Here is a 21,544-nt window from a genome sequence, read left to right as displayed (position 1 = left end):
GCCACCCACTCGCCGTTCACCTCACCCGTCACGCCACGCCCCGGCGTCTCCTGCAGCTGCGACGCCAGCCCCAGTTTCGCGCCGCGCCGCTCGGCTTCCGCGACGATCACGCGCGCCAGCAGATGCCCGGAGCCTTGTTCTACCGCCGCTGCGCGCGCGAGCAACTCGATCGGGGGTGCCGACGTACCCACGACCACGTTGGCCACCTGCGGCCGTCCTACCGTGAGCGTGCCCGTCTTGTCGAAGACCGCCGTGTCCACCTTGGCCAGCCCCTCCAACGCACTGCCGTGTCGCACGATGATGGCGCGTCGCGCTGCGCGATTGATACCACCGATGATCGCGACCGGCGCCGCGAGAATGAGCGGGCACGGCGTCGCGACCACGAGCACGGCGAGAACGCGCGTCCACTCGTGCGAGACGAGCCACGCCACCAGACATGCCACGAGGGTGAGCGGCGTGAACCACACCGCCCACACGTCGGCGGTGCGCTGAAGCGGGCTCTTCGACGCCTGGGCACTCCGCACCAGGTCCACGATGCAGGCGTACTGACTCTCCTGCGAGCGCCGGTCGGCGCGCATGGTGAAGGCGCCGTCCTGATTCATGCTCCCCGACGAGAGTTTCGTACCCGCCACCACCCGCACCGGCACCGGCTCTCCAGTGAGCCGCGACGTGTCCACATGCGAACTCCCATCTACGACGACCCCGTCGGCAGGGATGAGCTCGCCAGGGCGCACCAGCAGCGCATCACCCGGCTCGATGGCTGCGGCGTCGATATCGATCACGCGTCCATCCACCACCTGGTGCGCATGACGCGGCGCGTCGGCCTCCAGCGCCTCCACGGCATTCGACGCACGGGCCACCGCGTAGGCGTCGAGTGCCTCCCCACCGGTCTGCATGAGCACCACCACGAGTCCGGCGAGTGGCTGCCCCAGCAGCAGGGCGCCGACGATCGCCAACATCGCCACCACATCGGCCGCGAACTCACCGCGCAGCATGCCGCGCAAGGTGCGCCACGCCACCGGAAGACCGGTGACGAGCAGGCCGACCAGCCACACACGATCACGCCACGGGTCAGCCGCCACCACCAACGGTGTCGCAAACCCCACCAGCAGAAAGCCTAGCGTAACGAGGGGCAGGGGAGATATTGGGAAAGGCACACCAGATATTCGCATATGCAAAGATGATGTCCAGTACATGGTATGACGAGACGGTGTGCTGCGCGCTCCCCGTGGCTACCTCCCCCTCGGCAACGAGCGCTTCGACCATTCCGCTCCAATGCGGCCTCAGCCGTATGGCGTCAAGAGTGGAATCGCTGACAATGCATCCGATGATTACGTTTTCGCTGTATGGCTGACACGCATTCCCACGCTGCCCTCGCGGCGATCGTCAACATCGCGTCCGACGCGATTATCGCGCTCGATGACAACTTCCGCATCGTGCGCTTCAATCGCGGCGCCGAGCAGATCTTTCAGTGGACCGAAGTCGAGATGCTCGGCCAGCCGCTCGATCGACTATTGCCGATGGGTGCGCGGGCCGTGCATCGCGGACACGTGCGGACCTTCGCCGAAGGCGACACGGATGCGCGCACGATGGCCTACCGGCGGCCCATTGCCGGACTGCGCAAGAATGGGGATCAGTTTCCCGCCGAAGCGTCGATTGCGCGCGTGACCATGGAAGGCGAGCGCACCTTCATGGTAACGCTGCGTGACGTTGGTGAGCGCGTGAAAAGCGAAGAGCGCCAGAAGTTGCTTGCCACCGCCGGATGGGTGCTCGCCGCTTCGCTCGACGTGGAATCCACCATGGCGACGATCGCCGAGTTGCCGGTACCGCTGCTTGGCGAATGGAGCATGCTCGAGCTACTCACCCCCGATGGGGCAGTGCGTCGCGCGGCGGCGACGCATATGGATCCGCATCGCCACGAAGACACGGCTGCGTTGGTGTCGCGCGTCGCCGAACCGTTCGAAATCGAGCCCGCGGCAATGAGTGGGGCGCGCGCGGCTCATGAATCCGAATCGCAGCGGATCACGGATGTCGCGGTATGGCTCAACGCCAACTTCCATGATGCCGACTCGCGCACGCGGGCGGAGTCGCTCGGTGCGAGCGCCATCCTGCTGGTGCCGTTACGTGCCGGCGGCCGCGCCATCGGCGCGCTGCATCTCGTACGTACGCGGCCCGGCGCCAAGCACTCGCTCGAGGAACAGCAGGTCGCGGATCAGTTCGCGGGGCTCGCCGCACTCGCGCTCGAAAATACCCGACTGTATCAGCAGGCCCGCAGCGCCGTCCGCGAGCGGGATGAGATGCTCGCCATCGTGTCGCACGATCTGCGCAACCCGGTCAACGCCATCGTCATGCTCACGGGCGCGGTGCTCAAGCGTGAAGCCGATACGGCCAGTATGCCGGAGGAGCCGGCGAACATGGGTCGTGATGAGGTGGAGGCCGTGCGCGCGGCAGCGCGACAGGCCGACGGGCTCATTCAGGATCTGCAGGACGTCTCCCGTATTTCGGCAGGGCGCCTGCGGGTGGAGCGCCGGCGTGTGCCGGCGAGCGATATCCTCAAGGAATGCGCCGACATGTTCGAGCCCGTCATGGAGGATGCGGCGCTGCGTTTCGTCCGGCGCTTCGATGACGACTTGCCCGTGTTGCTCGCCGATCGCCATCGGCTGCAGCAGGTGCTGTCGAACCTGCTGGGTAACGCCGTGCGCTTTACCCCGCATGGTGGTGAAATCGTGCTGAGTGCGACCCGCGAGGAGGACATGCTGCGCATCAGCGTGCGCGACTCGGGGCCAGGGGTCGCGCCCGATGACGTCCCGCGCCTGTTCGAACGGTACTTCCAGGCGCCGCGATTGCTTCGCGCGGGCTCGGGGCTCGGCCTCTACATCGCCAAGGGAATCGTCGAGGCCCACGGCGGCGACATCGGCGTGGAGTCCGAAGTGGGCAAGGGTGCGGAGTTCTGGTTTACGGTGCCGGTGTAGGTGGCAGGCACAGGGAGCTGACGACTGAGAACCGAAGACTGAAAACTCCCCCGGAAACCGCGTGATTTTCGGAGGAGTTTTCAGTCTTCGGTCGTCAGCTTTCGGTTCTCGCGCTCTCACCCAAACAATCTCGTCCTCGCCACCTCGGTCAGCGCCACGACCGCCGGGTGCGCGAGCTTTCTCTCAGCGCTGATGGCGTAGAAGCGCTCGCGCACGTCCGGGAGGCGCCCCACGACCCGCACATGATAGGCGCGGCGGATCTGCGCTTCTACCACGGTGGGCGCGGCGAACAGTCCCATCCCCTCCTGCCCGAACACCTGCAGCAGCGCGACGTCTTCGGCCTCGCAGACGACGTCGGGGCGCACATCACGCGCCACACACCATGCATCGAGTGAACGGCGCATGGCGGTGTTCGAGGTGGGCATGATGAACGGGGCGCCATCGAGCGACGCCGGGAACTTGCGCCGGTAGCGGTTGGCCAGTTCCTCCGTCCCGAACACCGTGAGGCCGCATTCGCCAAGCAGATGCGTGAACAGGGTGATGGGCAGCGCCGTCGATGCGGGGGTGTCGGTGAGCACCACGTCGAGCGCGTGCACGGCGAGGTCGGCGAGCAGGCGCTCGGTCTTGTCGATGCGGCACGTGAGGCGCAAGCCGTCGATGGCGTCGAGTGCCGGCTTGAGGAGTCGCCACGTCGTGAGCTTGGGGAGTGAATCGGAGATCCCCACCACCAGCTTGGCCGGCAGTCGTACATCGCCGCGGGCCAGCGCCTCGGTGAGTTCGCGCCCCGTGCGGAACATGTCGTCCGCATAGTGAAACACGAGATGCCCGGTTTCGGTGAGCACCAGATTGCGTCCGCGCTTCTCGAACAGCGACGCATCGAGTGCGCGCTCGAGCAACTTGAGTTGCGTACTGATGGTGGGCTGCGTGAGGTGCAGGACCTCAGTGGCGCGCGCGATGCTCCCTTCGCGCGCCACGACCCAGAAGTACAGCAGGTGCTGATAGTTCAGCGTGTTGAGCGAGGGCATGGGAAAACTCAGAGGCCACCGCTCTTCGGCGCCGGACTGTACTTCTCGCCACGCACCACTTGAACGTCGGAGAGGTACACGATCACTTCGTAGTCGTTGAAGTAGCTCTTGGCCACATGCTGCACGATGCGCTCGGCCACTTCGAGCGGGACGATGGTCTCGATCCGCACGTTGATGCCGGGAATCTCCGCGGCGTGAAGTGCGCGTGATCCCTCGCCGCGCCCCTCGACCACCGTGAATCCCGACGCGCCCAGCTTGCGCAGTTCCTGCGTGATGCGCGGTTCGAGCACGGGTTCCGCAATGATCGTGACCAGCTTGAAGGGATAGGTAAGCATGACTCGGAACTTAGGCAGCGAAACGCTGCGCGAGGTGATAGTAGATCGGGATGCCGGCGAGGATGTTGAACGGGAAGGTGATCGCCAGCGCCGCCGTGAGCGAGTACGTGGGATTGGCTTCCGGTAGCGTGAGGCGCACCGCGGGCGGTGCGGCGATGTAGCTCGCACTCGCGGCCATCGTACCCAGGACGGTGGCGCCTCCCGCCGACAGCCCCGCCCACGAGCCAAGCGCGACGCCAAGGGCGCCATGCACCAGCGGCATCACCACACCGAACGCGAGCAGGAACGGTCCCACCTTCTTGAGATCGCCGAGGCGGCCGCCTGCCACCACACCCATTTCCAGCAGGAAGAGGGTAAGCGCGCCCTTGAACCCGCTGTCGAAGAAGGGGGACACCGACTTCCACCCGTTCTCGCCCATCAGGTAGCCCACCACCAGGCCGCCCACGAGCAGGATCATCGTGCGCCCGGTGAGGACTTCGTGCAGCACGGCCGTGATTTTGCCGTGCTCGCCGGCACTACCTCCCGCCGCGATGAGTTGCCGGTTGCGCTGCATGGCACCGATGAAAAGGGCAATGTGAATGCCGGGGCTCTCGAGCAAGGTGAGCAGCGTGGGCATGAACCCTTCGGCCGGCGCCCCCACACGCAGTGTGAACTGCTGTGCGGCGATAAAAGTCACCGCACTCACCGATCCGTAGTGCGCGGCCATACCGGCCGCGTCGGACGCGCTGAAACGGCCGAGGTAGCGCATCGCCGCAAAGGTGCTGATGGGTGTGATGCACCCGAGCAGCAGTGTCACGCCGGCCGGGGCGATGATCTCGTCGAAAGTGGCGTGCGAGAGTTCGACGCCGCCCTTGAGCCCCAGCGCGAACAGCAGGTAGATGGAGAGGGCGCTGTAGATGTCCTTGGGGAGCGAGAACTCGCTCTTCACCAGCCGCGCGAAGATCCCGAGCGCGAAGGCCAGCGGAATGGGCGAGAGCAGATTCGCCTTGAGAATGTCGAGCATGAGCGTGCGTGGAGGGGGACGCCGGCGCCGCGTACGGCGCGTGTGGTCACACCGATAGTCTCACCAAATCAGGGCTGACATTCAAATCGAATGTTTAGTCTAAACACATTGATAAAATCTATGGGCTTGTACTCGCAAAAAAGGGGCGCCACGATAACCGTGGCGCCCCTTCGCGTACCCGTCGAGCGGGACGTTTAGTGCTTTTCGCCGGCCGGAGCGGCCGCTTCCGCAGCCTTGTGCTCTCCTTCCGAGGCGGCCGGCGCATGCGCCTCGCCGCTGCCGTGCTCGCCAGCCGCGGCACCATGCTCGCCACCGGCGGCATGCTTCGCCTGGTCGCGCTCGTAGTACACCTGCTGGTTCATCGGGTCGCGCGGGTGACGATACGTATTGTTGTGGATCGTGTACGCGCCAAAGCCCAGCGCCGCCGTGAAGATGCACGTGATCAGGGCCGCGCCCCAACCCAACTTGTTCGGATCGTACTGCTGAGCACTCATGAAAACACCCTGAGCAGGTAGTGATGGCTGTCGGCGGAACACTGCGACCGGGGGGAACCTAGTCGAGCCCGGGTCATTCTTCCACCCTTGGCCCCGTGTCCTGCTCCGGGTCCACCAGGCGGGCCGGGAGAATCGCCCCCGCTCCATAACGATCCCGGATGCGATCGAGTGCCCGGGTCAGGGCCCGGTCGCGCGGTGACTCCTCGGGGTCTGCCGGCGCCGGCGCACTGCCGGTGGCCGGTGCGGCCACCGGAACGGCCTCCGCCCCGAACAGGCCGAGCTGGGCCGCGGGCAGGGGCGCGGTGTCGGGGTCGTCGTCGAAGTGGGAGAGGGCGATGCCCAGCAGCCGAATGGGGACGGGCCGCTTGCCGCGCAGGTGCCGCAGCAGCGGACGCGCCGCCTTCACCACCGACTTTTCCGACTCGATGAAGCTCGCGAGCGTGCGCTGCGCCGTGCGGCTCTTGAAGTCCCGGTCCTTGACTTTCACGGTCACGGTGCGCGCCCGGAGCGCCTGCCGGCGGAGGTCGGCGCTTACCCGGACGGCAAGCCGTAGCAGCTCACGCTCGATCACCTCGTCATCGTCGAGGTCCCGGGCGAAGGTGTCCTCGCGGCTCACCTGCTTCTGGCGCTCCCGCGGCGACACGATGCTGTCGTCCACCCCGCGCACCCGGCGGGCCAGCCACGTCCCGGCCCGCTCACCCAGGCGGCTTACGAGCGCTTCGGCGGGCCATGCCTGGGCGTCCTGCACTGTCTCCAGCCCCATGCGCGCCAGCTTTTCGGCCAGCCGCGGCCCCACCATCGGGAGGTCGGCCAGACGGAACCGGCTCAGAAAAGCCGCCTCCCCGCCCGGCGGCACGCAGTGAACCCCGTCGGCGCCCGAGCCTGGCTTGGGCTTCGCCACCTCCACCGCCATCTTCGCGATCAGCCGGGAAGTCCCCCCGCCGATGGACACGTTGAGCCCGGTGGCCTCGAACACCGCCTGCCGGATGCGATGGGCCGTGGCCGCCAGCGGCTCATGTCCGTAGAGCGCCTCGGTGCCCCCCAGATCGCAGTACCACTCGTCGATGCTCGACGCCTGCACGACCGGGGCGAACCGGGCGAGGACCGCCTGGATCTCCCGGCTCCGGCTGCTGCACGCCCCCCGTGGGACCGGGACGCACATCGCCTCGGGGCACAGCTTGAGCGCCCGGCTGATCGGCATGGCCGACCGCACACCGAAGGCGCGGCATTCGTACGAGGCGCTGCACACCACGCCCCGCGAGCCCGGTCGCCCGCCCACGATGAGCAGCGCCGCCTTGCCGGCGCCCTCCGGATCCACCTGACGCGCCACCGCCACGAAGAACGCGTCGGCGTCCACGAGCAGAATTCGGCGCGCGGTGGTCATGGCGAAAAGCTATCGCCCTCGTGCAACATGGAGGGGTGACGCCCGCCATTCTTCTCGCCCGCAAAGCGGCTGTGCCGCACGACGTGCTCGCCTACGAGCACGATCCTCGCGCGGCGTCGTACGGGCTGGAAGCGGCGGACGCGCTGGGGCTCGATCCCGCCACCGTGTTCAAGACGCTGGTCGTCGATGTGGACGGCGTGGGGCTCGCCTGCGCGGTGGTACCGGTGACGGGCATGCTCGATCTCAAGGCGGTCGCCGACGCCTTGGGCGGGCGGCGGGCGAAGATGGCCGAGCAGCCGGCCGCCGAGCGTGCCACGGGCTACATCGTGGGGGGCATCAGCCCGCTCGCGCAGAAGAAGGCGCTGCCGCTGGTGCTCGACGAAAGCGCCGTACTCTACGATCGCATTCACGTAAGCGCCGGCCGCCGCGGGCTCGAAATCGCACTGGCCGCCGACGACCTGCTGCGTCTCACCGGTGGCGTGTATGCGCCGGTCGCGAAGGCCGGGAAAGTGTAGCCTCGGCGGCTACACCGCCCGCGGCCCCAACGGCGCGCGCTCGATTTCGCGGTTGGAGGCGCGCCCACGAGCCTCCACGGGCCAGCGGCTTTCCACCGCATGGCCACGCACGCCGAAGAGTTCGTCGAACAGATGCACCACGATGCAGACATGGTTGGGCACGATGCGCACCTGGTCACCGAGTCGCGGGCGCCACGAGGATTTCGACAGGTCGAGAATGCCGTGTTCCTCCGACATGCGGGACACGATCACCTCGGGGTGGTCGAGCAGCGCGCCGTACCCATCGCCTTCGGCGCGCAGCGGTTCGCGCCCCAGTGCTTTCGTGCCGGCATCCACCACGGCCTGGCCCTTCACGCTCACGCTCACGACGGTCGCGAGCACGGTGAGGGCGCAGTCCTCCCAGTCGCAGGCGCCGATCTGGGCGGTGGTGCGATCGTTGTACACGTACGTCCCCGGGCGCACTTCGTTCACGCCGGGCACCTCGTGCATGCGCCACGCCGCCGGCGTCGATCCGCCGCTCACGATACGCGGCGGGAGTCCGGCGTCGGTGAGCGCGTCGATGTATGCCCCGAGATCGCGACCGAGTTGGGCCAGTCCTGCATCCTGCTCGTTGACGTGGGCGCGGATGTGCCCCGGATAAAACTGGAGCCCCGCGAAACGCAGGGCCGAGGAGCGATCGATCTGCCGCGCCATGGCCACCGCCTTTTCGGGTGACGACACGCCGACGCGGTGCATGCCGAGGTCGGCCTCGACCATGACGTCGATGTGCCGATGGCCGAGTCGCGCGGCCACCGACAATGCATCGAGCGCCTGCGGGTCATCGCCGGCCACGGCGATCTGCACATGGCCCGGAAGGCGCGCGAGGCGCTCGAGACGGGCGGCCCCCACCGGCGGATAGGCCACGAGGATGTCGTCGCACACGTCCGCCATGACCTCGGCCTCACGCAAGGTGGCACAGGTGAGACCGATCGCGCCGAGGCGCAGCTGCTCGGCGGCGATGCGCGGCGACTTGTGCGTTTTGACATGCGGGCGCAAACGAAGACCGTGCAGGGTGGCGTACGCCGCCATTCGGTCCAGATTGTGGGCAAGCCGGTCGAGATCGACTACCGGAACCGGTGTCTCGAGTTGCTCGAGATACGTTGCCACCGCCACTCCTCCACGAGCCGTAAATGTCTGAGTCCGACGCGATCGAATCACCACGCCAGTGGACCCCGGTGACGCTGCCCGATCTGCCGCCGCCTGCGGGAGCCTACTCTCCCGGCGTGCGCACCGCAAATAATCCGCAGCTGCTGTTCGTCTCGGGACAAACGCCGCGCGACCCTGCCACCGGTACCATCGTGGGCACCACGGTCGAGGAACAGACGCGGGTGACGCTGGCGAACCTCGAGCGCATTCTGCGCGCCGGAGGGGCGTCGCTGCGCGATGTCGTGAGCGTCACCGTGTATCTCGCCGACGAGAACGATTGGGGGACGTTCGACGCGATCTATCGCACCGTGTTTTCGCCGCCGTTCCCGACTCGGGCCGTGGTGGGCGCGCAGTTGCGTGGGATTCTCGTGGAGATCTCCGCCATCGCGGCGGTCGCGCCACCCTCGGCGTGATGCGGTCGCGGCGACGGGAGACGGCATGATCGCCGTATACAGCGGCGATCGCGCCTGGCGCCTCGCCGTCGAGCAGGCCCTCCGGGCGCACAGCGTGGCGGTGCGTTCGGCATCGCGCCCGGCAGAGCTGGCCAAGTGCCTCGCCGACGGCCTCGTGCGGGTCGTCGTGGTGGGGGCTGCCGCCGACGATCATGTGAGTGCCGGCGCGACCATCACGTCGCAGGGGGTCCTCACGACGACGCCCGGCGAATCGACGGAGAGCGTCGTGCGCCGGGCGCTGGCGTTGATGTAGCGAGGGGCGTGACGCGTCGCGGCAACACGTCGCGGCCACGGGTTGCGCGCGATCAGCCCACGTCGAGGGCGTAGCCTTCGCCGCGCACCGTGCGGATGTCCACGACGCTCCCCGACTCGCGCAGGCGCTTGCGCAACTGGGCCACGTGCACGTCCACCACGTTCGACCCGGGGTCGAACTGCAGATGCCACACATGTTCGAGCAGGATCGGGCGCGTCACCGTTTCACCGGCGCGCATGGCGAGGAACTCGAGCAGCGCGTACTGCCGCGCGGTGAGCGTGACCGGCTTGCCCTGGCAATGCACGTCGTGATTCACGCGATGCAGCGTAAGGTCACCGACCTGCACCTTTTCCATCGAACGGGCACCGCCGCGGCGGATGGCGGCGCGCACGCGGGCGGCCAGGACTTCGTTGGCGAACGGCTTCTGCAGGTAGTCGTCGGCACCGGCATCGAGAGCCCGCACGACATCGGCGGCGGTATCGTGCGCCGTAGCGACGACGATCGGTGTCGTCCGGCCTTCCCGTCGGAGATCCTGCAGCACGGCCAGACCGTTGCGGTCGGGCAGCTCGAGGTCGAGCACAATGGCGTCGTAGGTATTCGCCATGGCCATCCGCCGCCCGTCTTCGGCGACGGGCGCAATGTCGACGGCGTAGCCTTCGTCCATGAGTACCTGACGCATCAGATCGGCGACCAACCGATCGTCTTCGATGACGAGGATCTGCATGCGGGAAACCAGGGAGAGGAATGGCGACGGCGTACTGCGGGTGCCGAGGGCCGGCCTAGGGGCGGCCTCGGGACCGGAATCCGAATGGCAGTGCCATTCTAACGCCAAACGCGCCGTCTACGCTGTCTGTAAAATGACTTTCATGAAGTCTAACGCTGGCGCCGCCTCACCACTCGCCTTCGCCTTTCAATCGACGCAGCGCGCGGCGGTCCCGTTTGCCCGGCTTACTGTCACCGTAGGAGAACGCGGTGGGCATGGATCTCAGCTGTTCCGTCACAATCTCGCGCTTTCGCCGCCCTTCGTCCGTTTCCTGGTACAGCCCGCGGGCGATCTCGGCCGATCCACGGCGCTCGGCGACGTCCTGCACGATGACGATCCACTCCACCGGCCCCTGGCGCAGGCGCACTTCATCGCCGTGCTGCACCTGCTTGGCGCGCTTGGCCCGGTCGCCGTTCACGTCGACCTTGCCGCCATCGATCGCCTCGGCCGCGAGCGCGCGCGTCTTGAAGAACCGCGCCGCCCACAGCCACTTGTCGAGGCGGACCTTGCCGGGTTGCTCCTGTCCGTCATGCATCAGCGTCGTCGTCATCATCGACGTCATCGTCGATGTCATCGTCGATGTCATCGTCGACATCCAGATCGTCATCGACCTCGCCCGTCTGCGCCTTCGCCTCCGCCGCCTCCACCTCACGGATGCGCGTCGCGGCACCGGCGTACACGGCCCGCACCGGCGGCAGCTGCCCACTCGCCTTCGCGCGTTCCTCGAGGTGCGGAATCAGCGCCGCCAGCGCGGCCAGTTCGTGCCGGATGTCGTCGTGGGCGCCGATCGCCTCGAGCGCCTGCACCACCGCGTCGCAGGCGTCGGCCATGCGGGCCGAGGTGGCCGCATCGGGGCCGGGGATCTTCGCGCCGCGTTGCAGGGAGATCATCCGTTCTCGCAGCGACTGCGCATCGCCGCGGAAACGGTGAATCAGGTACTCGCGAGCGGTTTCAGCCATGGAGACTCCTGCGATACCCGGTAGCGGCATCGCGTACGTACGAATCAGAGATAGTCGGGGCGCGAGAGACCGAGTTCGTCGCGCGAACTGCGCCACGTCTCCAGCCAGGCGTCGGCCACGACACGCGGACGGATGCTCAATTGCCGGCACCGCACGGTGAGATCCTCCCACCAGCCGTACTCGATGGCGTCCACGACATCGAGCAGTTGGCCCAGCGGTCGGTCGCGGCCGTCGAGCGCATCGCGCAGCGCGGGCGGTAGCTGCAGGCGCTGCGCGATGACGGGAGCCGGCATGGCCAACGCAAACTCCAAGGTGGACAGCAGGCCGGCCACGACGCGGGCGCGCGGATGCGGCGCCGTGTCGAGCGCGGTCCCCACCCGTTCACACAACCGGGCACGACGCAACGCAGTAAAGGCGAGCTCCTGATCTTGCGCCGCGTCGCCGATGAGGCGCGCGGTCACGGCGACCAGTCGCTCGAGAATCGCATCGCGACCGAGCACATTGAGCGCGTGCGAGACACTGCGCGGGCCGCGCACGCCCAGCGCGGCCGACGACATCGCCTTGAGCAGCGAGGCGGCGACATGCGGATCGTCACGCACGAACGTATCGAAGGCCGCGTCGGGCGGACGCCCGTCGCTGAAGGCCGCCAGCATGCCGATGGCCCGCAGCACACTGTCCTCCGTCGTGCGGTCGGCGGCCACCGACGCGCCGCGGGCGAGCTGCCGGCCCGTATACATGGGCACGCCGGCCGCCAACACGCGTTGCCGCGTGACGCGATCGTCGACCCCGCGTACCAAGGGGCGCAGGCCGACCTCGAGCAGCGCCTTCACACGCGCTTCCAGGAGGCTCGATGAGGTACGCGCCCCATCCAGCACCACGGTGCTCCCCGCCACCGAGGGCGGGAGCGGATCCCCCTCGGGGAAGCCCTGCAGCGCGAAATGAAATCCGGCGCCGATGAGCCGGTCGACCGCCCGGCGGGTCGCGGGATCCTCCAGCGATTCGGTGGCCACCAGCCACACGGCGTCGAGCGACGCGTAGCGGGCGAGCGCGCCTTCGCGCACGAGGGCCGGCATGACCGGCACCACGAGGCTGCGCCCGACCATGCGACTCACCTGCGGGACCTGCGCGAGCGTGAGCCGCGCTTCCTCGTCCGGGTCGAGCGGCGCACCGCGCGTGTCTTCCGGATAGGCGCTGAGGGCGTACCCCATCACCCGATCACGACGATCACGCAACGGCGCCAGAGAAATGAGCATGATCCCTCACGACTCCGGACGCGCGAGCACCGCATTGAAATACGCCGGCTCACCCGTCACATCGCGCTCGAGATACGGCGCGAGCCACGGTGGCAAAGTGACCGCCTCATTCACGTCACCCAGCTCCACCTCGGCGAGCACCAGCTCCCGATCGAGAAACACATCGATCTCCCACGTGTGCGCGCCGTGCGGCACGACGTAGCGATCCTTGCGCACGCGCGCCGCCTGCGTCAGCGCCCAGAGCGACGCGAACAGCTCCGGCGAACAGGTCTCCTCCACCTCCACCCGCGCTTCGGCCGGCCCGAGCTTCACCGTGCGCCAGCAGGTGACCGAGCCATCAGGCGCGGTGCGCCGGCGCAGTCGCTCCTTGAGCGCCTGACCGGCGATCCAGCCCTGCTCGATCCGGATGGGCGCCACCGTGTGTGCCGCCGGAGGACAGGCGCGCAACAGATACTTGCGCTCGATCTCCATCGGCAGGCCGTTCGCCGAAAGGGGGGCGGCTTCGGCGCGCAGGGCGATGGCCGCGGCCTCGAGCGTCCGCAGCACATCGTCGATCCGTTCGCACCAGTCCTGACGAAACACCACATAGTGCGCCAGCACGATGTCGCGCAGTGCACGTTCGAGTGCGTGAAAGCCGAGCTTCCGCGCCCGCTGGGCCAACAGGTCCGCATCGCGCAGGGCCCCCAGCAAATCCTGTCCGCGCGTGGCGAGGTCGAACCACGCCCCGATGGCGGGCCGGGTCTTGGCGAACGGCGCGATGAGCGCTCGCTGGCGCTTGAGGCGAATGCGCACCTCGTGCATCGCGTCCTGCGAGTCCGCGTCTTCCACGCGTTCGATATCACGACGCAGCCGATTCGCCGCCCGGCCGATTCGCGTGGCGAGATGACGCGCGAACGGCGCGGGGGCACTGTCGATGCCCACGCGTCTCAGGAGCTGGTAGCTGCCGAGCCGCGTGAACAGTCGCTCCTCGATGCCGTCGAAGTGCGCCCGAAAGGCCGCTTCCACTGGCGCCAGCGACTTCGGGGCGCGAGCGTCGAGCCACGCGCGCAATCGCTGCGCCTCGTCGCGCGCTGCCGCCGGCAGGCGCTCTTCCTCCGTCTCGAGCCAGGCGCGCTGGACATCCGTGTCGCGAATCGCGTTGGTGGCCTGTCCCAGTGCCCGCAAGGCGCGCGCGATTCGGCGATCGACCACCGCGTCGAGCACCCGCTCGTTCTCGCGGTTCGTGGCACGTAAGCGACGGAGTGCCACGCGGGCCTTGTGCAGAACGTCGGTCGTGGCGTTGGCCGCGGGAGAACCACCCTGCTCGGGCGAGACCGGCGCGTTCGCACCGTCTGCCAACCCTCCCCACGCCGAGCGCGCCGCGGCCAGCTGGTGCAGCCAGTGCAGCGCCATCAGACGGGCGCCCTCCTGGGCCGGCCGACGCAACGCATCGGCCAGCAGCGTGCGCACCTGCTCCGGAGACGGCGCCCGCGTCTCAGTCATCGTGCTCGTCGTGATCGTCGCTGGCATCGACGAACACGTGCGCGGTGCCATCCTCGTCGTAGCTGACCGATACGACCCACGGGCGGCAGCACACCTGGCAATCCTCGATGTACTGCTGATTGGCGCCGCCTCCTGGGTCGAGCGTGATCTCTACCGACTCGCCGCAATACGGACACGAGACCCTCCCCGAGAGATCGGCCACGCCATCGCCGTCGGAGAATTCGTCGTCGAGTAGCGAGTCGTCGTCGAACTCGTCGTCGGACGAATCCTCCTCGGCCTCGTCGTCCGCGTCCTCGTCGCGGTCGTCCTCAAGCTCCTCATCGAGGTCGTCCGCAAGCTCGCCTTCGTCGTCCCACATCCGTTCAGTCATACGGAGAATCTAGCGCGAATCGGTGAGAAGCGTTCGGTCACCGGTGGCGAGCACGAGCGCCCCGCGCGCCGCCGCCACCTTGCCTTCGAGGGCGGCAAGCTTCACGGCTTCGTCGAGGACGAGCCGTTCACGCAGGTTGAGAATGAGCAGGGTGCTTTCACCGTTCTCGAAACGGATCTGCTCGGCGTCCCGCAGCAGCCGGGCATTGCGCACGTTCGCCTGCTGCCGCTGGAGCAGGCGCTGCAGGTTGGCGAGGTCGAAGATGGCGGCCCGGGCGTCGAATTCAACATCCCGCCGCAGCCGATCGCGCTCGAACTGCTGGAATTCGAGCTTGGCGCCGGTGGCGTTGAACTTCCCCGATTCCTTCAGAAACAGGAGCGGTGTGCTCACCGTGAGCGCGGCTTTGTAGTTGTCGCTCAGCCGGTCCTGATTGAAGAACGACGCGTCACCACCGCGCTCCGCCAGTCCGGCCACCTTGGCCTCGGCCAGCGGGATCAACCCCTGCGTGGCGAGGAGACGATCAGCCTCAGCCTGCTGCACCTTGGCCTGAACCTTGAGTAGGTCGGGATTGCGGCGCGTGGCGAGCGAGAGCAGGGCGTCGAGGCGCAACGAGTCGATGCCCACGCGCCCCATGCCATCGAGTACAGGCTTCGCGTCGCCGGGAATGGCCAACGGGCGTCCGGCGTCGTCCCACAGATAGGCCGTGAGGTTGAGCGTGGCGACGTAGAACGACGCTTCGGTTTCGTACCGCGTGACCTGACGCCGCTGCAGTTCGAGGAGTGCCTCGATCGTGTCGATCGGGGCGCTCTCGCCGTTCGTCACGCGCTGCCGGACCGCACGCAAACGGAAGTCGGCCAGCGCTTCGCCTTCCTGCGCGATGGCGCGCCGACGCCAGGTTTCGTACCACGCGCCGTAATCCTTGGCCGCCGAGAAGAGGAGCTTGTTGAGAATCCCCACGCGCTCCGCTTCACCGGCATCGCGCGCCGCCTGCGCCTGACGCAGCGCTGTCCGCCGCTCGTCGGTGACGATGCGCTGTCCCAGTGGCAGGGAAATGCCGGCCGAGAACGTCCCCCCGCCAGCGGTGCGCCGATCGGGGTTGGCATAGCGCCCCATGGTCCGATCATACGCGAGCGTGACGTCGGCACCGATCGGCAGCGGAATCTTCATTTCCGCATCGAAGTAGCGGAAATAGTCGCTGCCGCCGAACCGCTTCTGATCCCACGCCGCGACGAGCTTGGGGTCGAACGCCCCCCAGGCCTGCCGCAATTCCGCGCGCGCCTGCCTCGCCACGAGCTGCGCTTGCTGCGCGACGGGATGATGGGCGAGTACCGCGTCTACGAAGCCGGGGAACGTGAACGGGGTACCCGACGTGTCCACCTCGAGGCCCACCAACGCGCTCGTGCGCACGCGCCCGGTGTCCGCGACGGGAATCGCCTGCGCGCCAGCGCGAGTCACCGCACCCGACAACAGCAGGGCGGCGATGCAAAAGCGCACCATCACTTCTTGGCTCCCCCACCCTTGCTCTTGTCGCCGGCCACGGCATCACCCGGCAACGCATCATTGGGCTTGATGGAAAGCGGGAAGCCGTTCAGCTGACGCCAGAGTTCCCAGCCCACCGTCACGTTGTCCAGCATCGCCCACCCTTCCACACCCGTGCCGAGACGCAGCTGCGCCGGCCACGGTTCGTCGTGCGTGGTGTCGGGCACGAGCAGCACACGGAATCGTCCATCGCTGCTCGGGAACTGATCGATGACTACGACCTGCGCGCCGAAGGTCCCCACGGCGACCTGCGGCCAGCCCGAGATCTGCAGGGCCGGCCACCCGTCGAAGAACACGCGCACATGACGGCCGGGCTTGAGCAGGGCCACGTCCATGGGCTTCACGTAGAGTTCCACCGCCTTGCGGGGACGCGCCGGTTGCACCGTCACGATCGGTTCGCCGGCCTTCACGATTTCGCCCTGACCGGCGCGGGTGGCACGCACCACGTAGCCATCTTGCGGCGCCTCGATCACGTAGAACGAATTGCGCAGCGTGAGCGAACCAACCTTGTCTTTGAGCTTGGCCACATCTGAACGCCCCTCGCTCACCTCGGCCAGCGTGGCCGCACGATCCGAGCGGGATTTCGCGATCTTCTCACCGTATTCCGCGGGGATGCTCGCGAGGTCGGTTTGCGTGATCGCGAGCATCTGCTGCTTCTCCACCAGCTTCGCTGCAGCCGACTGCACACGAATCTGGAAGGTCTGCAGGTCGTTTACCGAAACCAGGCCGAGCGAGTCACGGAACAGGCGTTCGCGACGACGCAGCTGATCACGCGCCACCGAGTCTTCCAGCGTGGCCTGACGCACCTCCGCCTGATACTGCAGCACCTTGTTCTGCGTCTGCTGCAGCTTGAACTCCCGCTGCTGCTCGAGCTGGCCCACCTGCTCCGCCAGGGCTGCCGCCTTATTCAGCTTCTCGCCGATCGCGCTCTCCTTCGCCTCCTGCTGCTGGCGGGTGAGCGGCAACACGTTGGGATTGAGATAGTCTTCCTTGATTTCCGAAATGCGGACGATCGGGTCGCCCTTCTTCACGTACTGGCCTTCGGACACGAACCACGTTTCGATGCGCCCGTCGATGCGGGTCTGCAGCTGCTGCGGGCGGTCGGCGGGGCTGAGCGCCGTGACGGCGCCGTTGCCCTGGACGTTCTGCTGCCACGGGAGGAACATCACGAGTACCAGCGTGATGAGCAGCCCGAGCAGCCAGCGCGAAACCACGCGCCCGCTGTCGGCCTTGTTCAGCAGGACCGTGGTTTCGAGCGGCAAGGCCTTGAGTTCACGTTCGATATCGATATCGGAGGCGGCCATGGGTCAGTCTCCGGAAGCAGCAGGGGAATCGTTCTGGGAGTCGTGCAGTAGACTGCGGCACAGCGGGTCGTTGCGCAGCGAGGCGAAACTGCCGTCGCGCACTACTTGTCCCTCATGCACCACGAGCACACGATCGAAGGCCACGAGCAGCTGAGGGTCGTGCGACACCGCGACTACGGTCCACGGCCGTTCGCGGTCGGTGAGTAGACGAACGATCAACGAACGCGACGAGGCTTCGAGGTTCTGGAAGAAATCGTCGAGGACCACCAGACGCGGACGTCCCACGATGCCCTGGGCCACCAGCAACTTGTTGAACAGGTGGGCCGGGAGGTTGCGGGCGCCATTGGTGAGTTCGGTCTGGATACCCTGCGGCAGATTCTGGATTTCGTCCGTGAGATGCAGATCGTCGAGCGCCTCGCGCACGTCGTGCGGCGTGATGTGTGCGCGACCCACACTCACATTCTCCTCGACGGTGCCATCGAAGAGGTCTGTCCATGACAACATCTGACCGATACGCGCACGCAGCGCCGGGCGATCGAGGTCACGCAGCGTGACGCCGTCGAAGCGGATGGTGCCGTCGTAGTCGTCGACGAGCCCTCCCAACAGCTTGAGCAGCGTGCTTCGCCCCGAACCGTCGATGCCCATGAGGGCCACACGCTCACCGGGATTGATGCGCAGTGAGACCCCGGAAACGGTGGCGCCTGGCGCCCCCGGGTACCGGTACCGAAGGTCACGCGTTTCGATGGCCATGCCGGTGCCGGGGGTGAACACCGGGGCCAGGCCACCGCGTGTCTCGAGCGGCAGATCCGCCACGTGCCCGGCCTTGTCCACCGAGGTGAGCACGTCGTACACGGTGGCAAGACTCGTGATGAGCTTCTCCACGCCGACAAGCACGGTCACGATCACCACTTCGGCGGCGACGAACTGCCCCAGCAGCAGGCGGTTCGTCTGCACCAGCGTGGCGCCGATGATCAGCACCGCCGCCGTGATGAACGTCTTGAAGCCGATGAGGGCGATCGTCTGCTTCACCAGCACCGCGAAATGCTTCTTGCGGTATTTGATGTAGCCGGTGATGACATCGTCCATGCGCTCCACCGGGAGCGTGGAATCGCCGGCGTACTTGAAGGCGTGGAACGCGCGGGCGATCTCCTCGAGCCAGTGCACGGCCTTGTACTTGTACTTCGACTCCACGATCGACGTGGCCAACCCCTCCGGGCCGGTCCAGCGGATGATCTGATACAGGAGGAATACGACCACCACGGCGAACAGCGAGAACCACGGGCTGTACACCGTGAGCAAAATGAGCCCGAACAGCACCGTCAGCAGCGCCGTGGGCACATCGATGAGCAGCTTCTGTAACCCCTTCTGAATCGCCACGGCTTCGAACAGGCGGTTCATCTGCTCGGGCAGGTTCTGTTCGAGCGACGACGCATACTTGAAGCGTGGTACGCGGAACGCGAATTCGAGCGCCATGCGTGCGAAGATGCGTTGCTGGATGCGCTCGACGACCCGCAGAATTCCGATCTGGAGCACGCCAGCAACGACGGTGCCCAGAATGACGAAGGAGATGAGCACGATCACCGGCTGCAGGAACAGGCGACCCTGCACCAGCTGCACGATACCGCCCACAGCGAGCGGCAGGATGAGACTCAATCCGCCGGCGAGTGTGGCGTAAAAGAATACCGTGAGAATTTCCCGCTTTTCGCGGGCCAGCAGCGCGAAGGTGCGATCGATGGGCGTGAGATGCTCGGCCTCACCGTGCGCCGCCGCCCCTTCGAGCGGGCTGTGCGGGGCTGAATCGCCGTGGACGGCCATCGCCGAGCGCAGCGCCATGGGCGCGAGCGCCGGGATGTTGCCGCTGTGCCCCAACCGACGCAGGACCAGTTCAGCCAGAGCCGCCCCCTCGCCTTCAATACGGGAGTCGGAACCGTCGCTCTGCACGACGATCGCCATCACCTCGTCCTGCGGGTCGCGTCGCAGGATGATGACGTCGCGCCCGTCCCGGTCGATCAGGACGAGCGGGAGCTCCTTGTCGCGAATCGCGGCGCGCACGTCGTCGGCGCGCAGGGTGCGATCGAGATAGCCCACGTCCACGGCGCCAGCGATCGAGCGCACGCGAACGGCCACCGGAGAGTTGGGGGAGATCTGCCGCGTCAGCGTACGCCAGCGCGACTGCTCGACGTCGAGACCGAGCGATTCGGAGATGAGTTGGTTGACTCGGGTTGCCTGTGCCGACATGCTCGCGATTCAAAAGACTGAGGAAGGGCAGGGCATGCGCGCGGACGCACACATGCAGACCGCCCCGTGTTCGCGCGAGGCGTGAACACGGGAGGGTAAACCAGCGGTTCGTCAGTAGACGGAAGGCGGTGCGCGCGGTGAGACCGCGGAACGATCCGTATTCTGCACCCGTAGCGAGGCGAGGGCGAATGGCGCCACCTGCTGACGGACGAACGGATCGATGGCGGGTATGCTCCCCGCCGGCGTAGCGATCGGCGAAAACCCGGCCGAGCGGGGGGCGCGGCGACCGGTGCCACGATGCCACGAGGGGGACCGATGACCGGAGGGCGTCCAGTCGGTCAGGTGCGACGGGCACCACACACCGTGCCCACGCTCCAGCACCGCCATCGCGATCCGAAGCTCGGCCGCATCCTGCCGTGCGTGCATGGGCTGGGCGGCCATGGGACGCCACGCCGAACCCAGCGCTCCGAGGAGGAGCGCCAGGACGAGGAGCGCGCGGCGTGGGAGACGATCGACCATAGCCTCTAAGAATGGTGATGGCATTGGTCGGGATTCAAGGTTCAGCGCTGAGAATCCAACGGTTTCCCAACTAGGGGAATGGTGATGACACATCTGGGCGCGACCGGCGTATAGCGTCGTATGTCTACCGTTTCTTTCTCTCTTCGGGCCACCGCCGTCGCGGTGGCCGTGCTGGGTGCCATGATGGGCCCCCTGCCGGTTCACGCTCAGGACTCGCGGGATGGCGCCAGCCGTCCACCCTCCGGCAAGGGCTCGCTCGGCTTCCACCTGCAGGTTACTGAACCCAAGGGCGACTTTGCCGCCAACACCAACAACGGGTTCGGGGTCGGCGCCTACGTCATGGGGGCGCTCGACCGCAACAAGCTGCTCAACTTCCGCGGCGACCTCTCGCTCGTGTCCTACGCCAATAGCCGCCGTCGTATTCCCCTCTCGGGGACCGGCGGGCTCATCCAACTCGATCTTCGTACGACGAGCAACATCGTCTCCGTGGTGGCGGGGCCGCAGCTGCTTGGCCCCACCGGGACGTTCACCCCCTACGCGACGGCGCTCGGCGGTTTCTCCGTGTTCTGGACGGAAAGCACAGTGGAGGGCTCGCAGAACACCAACACGCCGTTCGCCAGTACCACCAATTCCAGCGATGCGGTGTGGGCGTATGGTGGGGCGGTGGGCAGCTATGTCCTGCTGCACCGGGGCACGAATCCGGTGCGACTCGATCTCGGGGCGCGCTTCCTGCGCCACGACGATGCACGCTACCTCACCGCTGATCGCGTGCGGCAGGCCTACGATGCCAATACGCCGGTCGTGCCGGTTCGCGGTCGTGCCGACTTCATCACCTACTACCTCGGCGTAAACGTCATCGCCTTCTGATCAGTCGTCGAGCGGTCGGCGTCGCTGCTGCTTGGTCTGGCTCCGCTGGCGTTTGTCGGAGAGGCGTTCCTGAACGGAACCGAAGGTCGGCCGGGTGGCCTTCCGGGGGCGGGGCACCACGAGGGCCCGCGCCACGAGCTGCTGCAGCCGCTCGAAGGCCGCCCGGCGATTTTGCTGCTGGCTGCGGAACTCGCCGCCCACGATCCGAATCACCCCCTCGCTGTCGAGGCGTGACGCCAGCTTGAGCAGAACGCGCTCGCGCTGATCATCGCGAAGCGCGCGCGTGGTCCGCACGTTCCACTGCACCGCCACGCGTGTGGCGCTCTTGTTCACATGCTGCCCGCCGGGGCCGCCACCGGAGATCGCCGACACCTGCAACTCGGACGCGGGGATGTACACGCCCGGGGCGACCGTGAGCCCGTCGGCCGATTCGGGCCGGCTCACGGCCGGCACGGTGATGCCCGCAGCGACGCTGACACGGCGGCCGGGGTGGGGCGCGCCACCAGCGCGGGCGCTTCATAGATGGCGACGTATTCCTCGGGGCCCGTGCGCGTGAACGACAGCTTCTGGTATCCCACGCGGCGCAACTCACAGTCGAGCAGCATACGTGGCGTACCGTGGCCGAAGGTCGG

Annotated in this window: 23 protein-coding genes and 1 pseudogene; 5 read left to right on the top strand and 19 right to left on the bottom strand. The window is 67.3% G+C overall.

The window, feature by feature from the left end; translation table 11 throughout:
- Window positions 1-1,157: HAD-IC family P-type ATPase (locus tag ACIQ6O_RS02905; protein WP_396206268.1), on the bottom strand; the 1,157-nt coding region annotated here is incomplete at its 3' end.
- 189 nt (window positions 1,158-1,346) lie between these two features.
- Here ACIQ6O_RS02905 and ACIQ6O_RS02900 point away from each other — a divergent pair.
- The gene (locus ACIQ6O_RS02900) at window positions 1,347-2,972 is read left to right on the top strand and encodes an ATP-binding protein (RefSeq protein WP_396206267.1); all 1,626 of its coding nucleotides are present in this window, start codon (window positions 1,347-1,349) and stop codon (window positions 2,970-2,972) included.
- Between the two features lie 116 nt (window positions 2,973-3,088).
- On the opposite strand, the gene ACIQ6O_RS02895 is transcribed toward ACIQ6O_RS02900, so the two are convergent.
- The 5 genes from ACIQ6O_RS02895 to ACIQ6O_RS02875 form a co-directional block, all read right to left on the bottom strand.
- Window positions 3,089-3,997 (bottom strand): LysR family transcriptional regulator, encoded by a 909-nt coding sequence (locus ACIQ6O_RS02895; RefSeq protein WP_396206266.1) that lies wholly within the window; start codon window positions 3,995-3,997, stop codon window positions 3,089-3,091.
- A gap of 8 nt (window positions 3,998-4,005) precedes the next feature.
- On the bottom strand, window positions 4,006-4,332 hold the full coding sequence (locus ACIQ6O_RS02890; protein ID WP_396206265.1) for a P-II family nitrogen regulator: 327 nt from the start codon (window positions 4,330-4,332) through the stop codon (window positions 4,006-4,008).
- A gap of 10 nt (window positions 4,333-4,342) precedes the next feature.
- On the bottom strand, window positions 4,343-5,335 hold the full coding sequence (locus ACIQ6O_RS02885; protein WP_396206264.1) for a sodium-dependent bicarbonate transport family permease: 993 nt from the start codon (window positions 5,333-5,335) through the stop codon (window positions 4,343-4,345).
- 194 nt (window positions 5,336-5,529) lie between these two features.
- Window positions 5,530-5,829: a hypothetical protein gene (locus ACIQ6O_RS02880; protein ID WP_396206263.1), complete on the bottom strand. Its 300-nt coding sequence runs from the start codon at window positions 5,827-5,829 to the stop codon at window positions 5,530-5,532.
- A gap of 73 nt (window positions 5,830-5,902) precedes the next feature.
- On the bottom strand, window positions 5,903-7,213 hold the full coding sequence (locus tag ACIQ6O_RS02875) for a DNA polymerase thumb domain-containing protein (protein WP_396206262.1): 1,311 nt from the start codon (window positions 7,211-7,213) through the stop codon (window positions 5,903-5,905).
- 35 nt (window positions 7,214-7,248) lie between these two features.
- On the opposite strand from ACIQ6O_RS02875, the gene ybaK reads away from it, so the two are divergent.
- Entirely contained in the window at window positions 7,249-7,728 is a 480-nt protein-coding gene (ybaK, locus tag ACIQ6O_RS02870) for a Cys-tRNA(Pro) deacylase (protein WP_396206261.1), read from the top strand.
- Window positions 7,729-7,737: 9 nt separating this feature from the next.
- Here ybaK and ACIQ6O_RS02865 read toward each other — a convergent pair whose 3' ends face one another.
- On the bottom strand, window positions 7,738-8,874 hold the full coding sequence (locus ACIQ6O_RS02865; RefSeq protein ID WP_396206260.1) for an alanine racemase: 1,137 nt from the start codon (window positions 8,872-8,874) through the stop codon (window positions 7,738-7,740).
- Window positions 8,875-8,897: 23 nt separating this feature from the next.
- Here ACIQ6O_RS02865 and ACIQ6O_RS02860 point away from each other — a divergent pair, with 23 nt between their 5' ends.
- Window positions 8,898-9,326: a RidA family protein gene (locus ACIQ6O_RS02860; protein ID WP_396206258.1), complete on the top strand. Its 429-nt coding sequence runs from the start codon at window positions 8,898-8,900 to the stop codon at window positions 9,324-9,326.
- Window positions 9,327-9,351: 25 nt separating this feature from the next.
- Window positions 9,352-9,618 (top strand): hypothetical protein, encoded by a 267-nt coding sequence (locus tag ACIQ6O_RS02855; RefSeq protein ID WP_396206257.1) that lies wholly within the window; start codon window positions 9,352-9,354, stop codon window positions 9,616-9,618.
- Between the two features lie 52 nt (window positions 9,619-9,670).
- Here ACIQ6O_RS02855 and ACIQ6O_RS02850 read toward each other — a convergent pair whose 3' ends face one another.
- The 10 genes from ACIQ6O_RS02850 to ACIQ6O_RS02805 all read right to left on the bottom strand — a co-directional run bounded on the left by ACIQ6O_RS02850 (window position 9,671) and on the right by ACIQ6O_RS02805 (window position 20,045).
- Complete coding sequence (locus tag ACIQ6O_RS02850; RefSeq protein ID WP_396206256.1) at window positions 9,671-10,342, bottom strand: response regulator; 672 nt, start codon at window positions 10,340-10,342, stop codon at window positions 9,671-9,673.
- A 166-nt stretch (window positions 10,343-10,508) separates the two neighbouring features.
- Window positions 10,509-10,943 carry an RNA-binding S4 domain-containing protein gene (locus tag ACIQ6O_RS02845; RefSeq protein ID WP_396206255.1) on the bottom strand — a complete coding sequence of 145 codons (435 nt, stop codon included), beginning with the start codon at window positions 10,941-10,943 and terminating at the stop codon, window positions 10,509-10,511.
- Window positions 10,909-11,340 (bottom strand): hypothetical protein, encoded by a 432-nt coding sequence (locus tag ACIQ6O_RS02840; protein ID WP_396206254.1) that lies wholly within the window; start codon window positions 11,338-11,340, stop codon window positions 10,909-10,911. The genes ACIQ6O_RS02845 and ACIQ6O_RS02840 overlap by 35 nt, the downstream gene beginning before the upstream one ends.
- 44 nt (window positions 11,341-11,384) lie before the next feature.
- Entirely contained in the window at window positions 11,385-12,593 is a 1,209-nt protein-coding gene (locus ACIQ6O_RS02835; RefSeq protein WP_396206253.1) for an HDOD domain-containing protein, read from the bottom strand.
- A 6-nt stretch (window positions 12,594-12,599) separates the two neighbouring features.
- The gene (locus ACIQ6O_RS02830) at window positions 12,600-14,075 is read right to left on the bottom strand and encodes a CHAD domain-containing protein (RefSeq protein ID WP_396206252.1); all 1,476 of its coding nucleotides are present in this window, start codon (window positions 14,073-14,075) and stop codon (window positions 12,600-12,602) included.
- Entirely contained in the window at window positions 14,068-14,277 is a 210-nt protein-coding gene (locus tag ACIQ6O_RS02825) for a CPXCG motif-containing cysteine-rich protein (RefSeq protein WP_396206270.1), read from the bottom strand. The genes ACIQ6O_RS02830 and ACIQ6O_RS02825 overlap by 8 nt, the downstream gene beginning before the upstream one ends.
- 177 nt (window positions 14,278-14,454) lie before the next feature.
- Window positions 14,455-15,942: a TolC family protein gene (locus ACIQ6O_RS02820; protein WP_396206269.1), complete on the bottom strand. Its 1,488-nt coding sequence runs from the start codon at window positions 15,940-15,942 to the stop codon at window positions 14,455-14,457.
- Entirely contained in the window at window positions 15,942-17,288 is a 1,347-nt protein-coding gene (locus ACIQ6O_RS02815) for an HlyD family secretion protein (RefSeq protein ID WP_396206251.1), read from the bottom strand. The genes ACIQ6O_RS02820 and ACIQ6O_RS02815 overlap by 1 nt, the downstream gene beginning before the upstream one ends.
- Window positions 17,289-17,291: 3 nt before the next feature.
- A complete protein-coding gene (locus ACIQ6O_RS02810; protein WP_396206250.1) occupies window positions 17,292-19,526 on the bottom strand; it encodes a peptidase domain-containing ABC transporter in 2,235 nt (744 codons plus the stop codon).
- Between the two features lie 111 nt (window positions 19,527-19,637).
- On the bottom strand, window positions 19,638-20,045 hold the full coding sequence (locus tag ACIQ6O_RS02805) for a hypothetical protein (protein WP_396206249.1): 408 nt from the start codon (window positions 20,043-20,045) through the stop codon (window positions 19,638-19,640).
- 120 nt (window positions 20,046-20,165) lie between these two features.
- On the opposite strand from ACIQ6O_RS02805, the gene ACIQ6O_RS02800 reads away from it, so the two are divergent.
- Window positions 20,166-20,912 carry a hypothetical protein gene (locus ACIQ6O_RS02800; protein WP_396206248.1) on the top strand — a complete coding sequence of 249 codons (747 nt, stop codon included), beginning with the start codon at window positions 20,166-20,168 and terminating at the stop codon, window positions 20,910-20,912.
- Here ACIQ6O_RS02800 and arfB read toward each other — a convergent pair whose 3' ends face one another.
- Both arfB and ACIQ6O_RS02790 read right to left on the bottom strand, forming a co-directional pair.
- A complete protein-coding gene (gene arfB / locus ACIQ6O_RS02795; protein ID WP_396206247.1) occupies window positions 20,913-21,356 on the bottom strand; it encodes an alternative ribosome rescue aminoacyl-tRNA hydrolase ArfB in 444 nt (147 codons plus the stop codon). It abuts the gene before it with no gap.
- Window positions 21,353-21,544 (bottom strand): annotated as a pseudogene (locus ACIQ6O_RS02790) (hypothetical protein); the annotation flags it as partial. The pseudogene ACIQ6O_RS02790 and the gene arfB, both read right to left, overlap by 4 nt.

Source organism: Gemmatimonas sp. (assembly GCF_044345575.1).
Taxonomy (GTDB): Bacteria; Gemmatimonadota; Gemmatimonadetes; order Gemmatimonadales; family Gemmatimonadaceae; genus Gemmatimonas.
This window is presented reverse-complemented; position numbering and strand designations above follow the sequence as displayed.

Coding starts and splice junctions, on each gene's coding strand:
- ACIQ6O_RS02900 (WP_396206267.1), top strand. CDS start 1,347: ATGGCTGACACGCATTCCCACGCTGCCCTCGCGGCGATCGTCAACATC.
- ACIQ6O_RS02895 (WP_396206266.1), bottom strand. CDS start 3,997: ATGCCCTCGCTCAACACGCTGAACTATCAGCACCTGCTGTACTTCTGG.
- ACIQ6O_RS02890 (WP_396206265.1), bottom strand. CDS start 4,332: ATGCTTACCTATCCCTTCAAGCTGGTCACGATCATTGCGGAACCCGTG.
- ACIQ6O_RS02885 (WP_396206264.1), bottom strand. CDS start 5,335: ATGCTCGACATTCTCAAGGCGAATCTGCTCTCGCCCATTCCGCTGGCC.
- ACIQ6O_RS02880 (WP_396206263.1), bottom strand. CDS start 5,829: ATGAGTGCTCAGCAGTACGATCCGAACAAGTTGGGTTGGGGCGCGGCC.
- ACIQ6O_RS02875 (WP_396206262.1), bottom strand. CDS start 7,213: ATGACCACCGCGCGCCGAATTCTGCTCGTGGACGCCGACGCGTTCTTC.
- ACIQ6O_RS02860 (WP_396206258.1), top strand. CDS start 8,898: ATGTCTGAGTCCGACGCGATCGAATCACCACGCCAGTGGACCCCGGTG.
- ACIQ6O_RS02855 (WP_396206257.1), top strand. CDS start 9,352: ATGATCGCCGTATACAGCGGCGATCGCGCCTGGCGCCTCGCCGTCGAG.
- ACIQ6O_RS02850 (WP_396206256.1), bottom strand. CDS start 10,342: ATGCAGATCCTCGTCATCGAAGACGATCGGTTGGTCGCCGATCTGATG.
- ACIQ6O_RS02845 (WP_396206255.1), bottom strand. CDS start 10,943: ATGACGTCGATGATGACGACGACGCTGATGCATGACGGACAGGAGCAA.
- ACIQ6O_RS02840 (WP_396206254.1), bottom strand. CDS start 11,340: ATGGCTGAAACCGCTCGCGAGTACCTGATTCACCGTTTCCGCGGCGAT.
- ACIQ6O_RS02835 (WP_396206253.1), bottom strand. CDS start 12,593: ATGCTCATTTCTCTGGCGCCGTTGCGTGATCGTCGTGATCGGGTGATG.
- ACIQ6O_RS02830 (WP_396206252.1), bottom strand. CDS start 14,075: ATGACTGAGACGCGGGCGCCGTCTCCGGAGCAGGTGCGCACGCTGCTG.
- ACIQ6O_RS02820 (WP_396206269.1), bottom strand. CDS start 15,942: ATGGTGCGCTTTTGCATCGCCGCCCTGCTGTTGTCGGGTGCGGTGACT.
- ACIQ6O_RS02815 (WP_396206251.1), bottom strand. CDS start 17,288: ATGGCCGCCTCCGATATCGATATCGAACGTGAACTCAAGGCCTTGCCG.
- ACIQ6O_RS02810 (WP_396206250.1), bottom strand. CDS start 19,526: ATGTCGGCACAGGCAACCCGAGTCAACCAACTCATCTCCGAATCGCTC.
- ACIQ6O_RS02805 (WP_396206249.1), bottom strand. CDS start 20,045: ATGGTCGATCGTCTCCCACGCCGCGCGCTCCTCGTCCTGGCGCTCCTC.
- ACIQ6O_RS02800 (WP_396206248.1), top strand. CDS start 20,166: ATGTCTACCGTTTCTTTCTCTCTTCGGGCCACCGCCGTCGCGGTGGCC.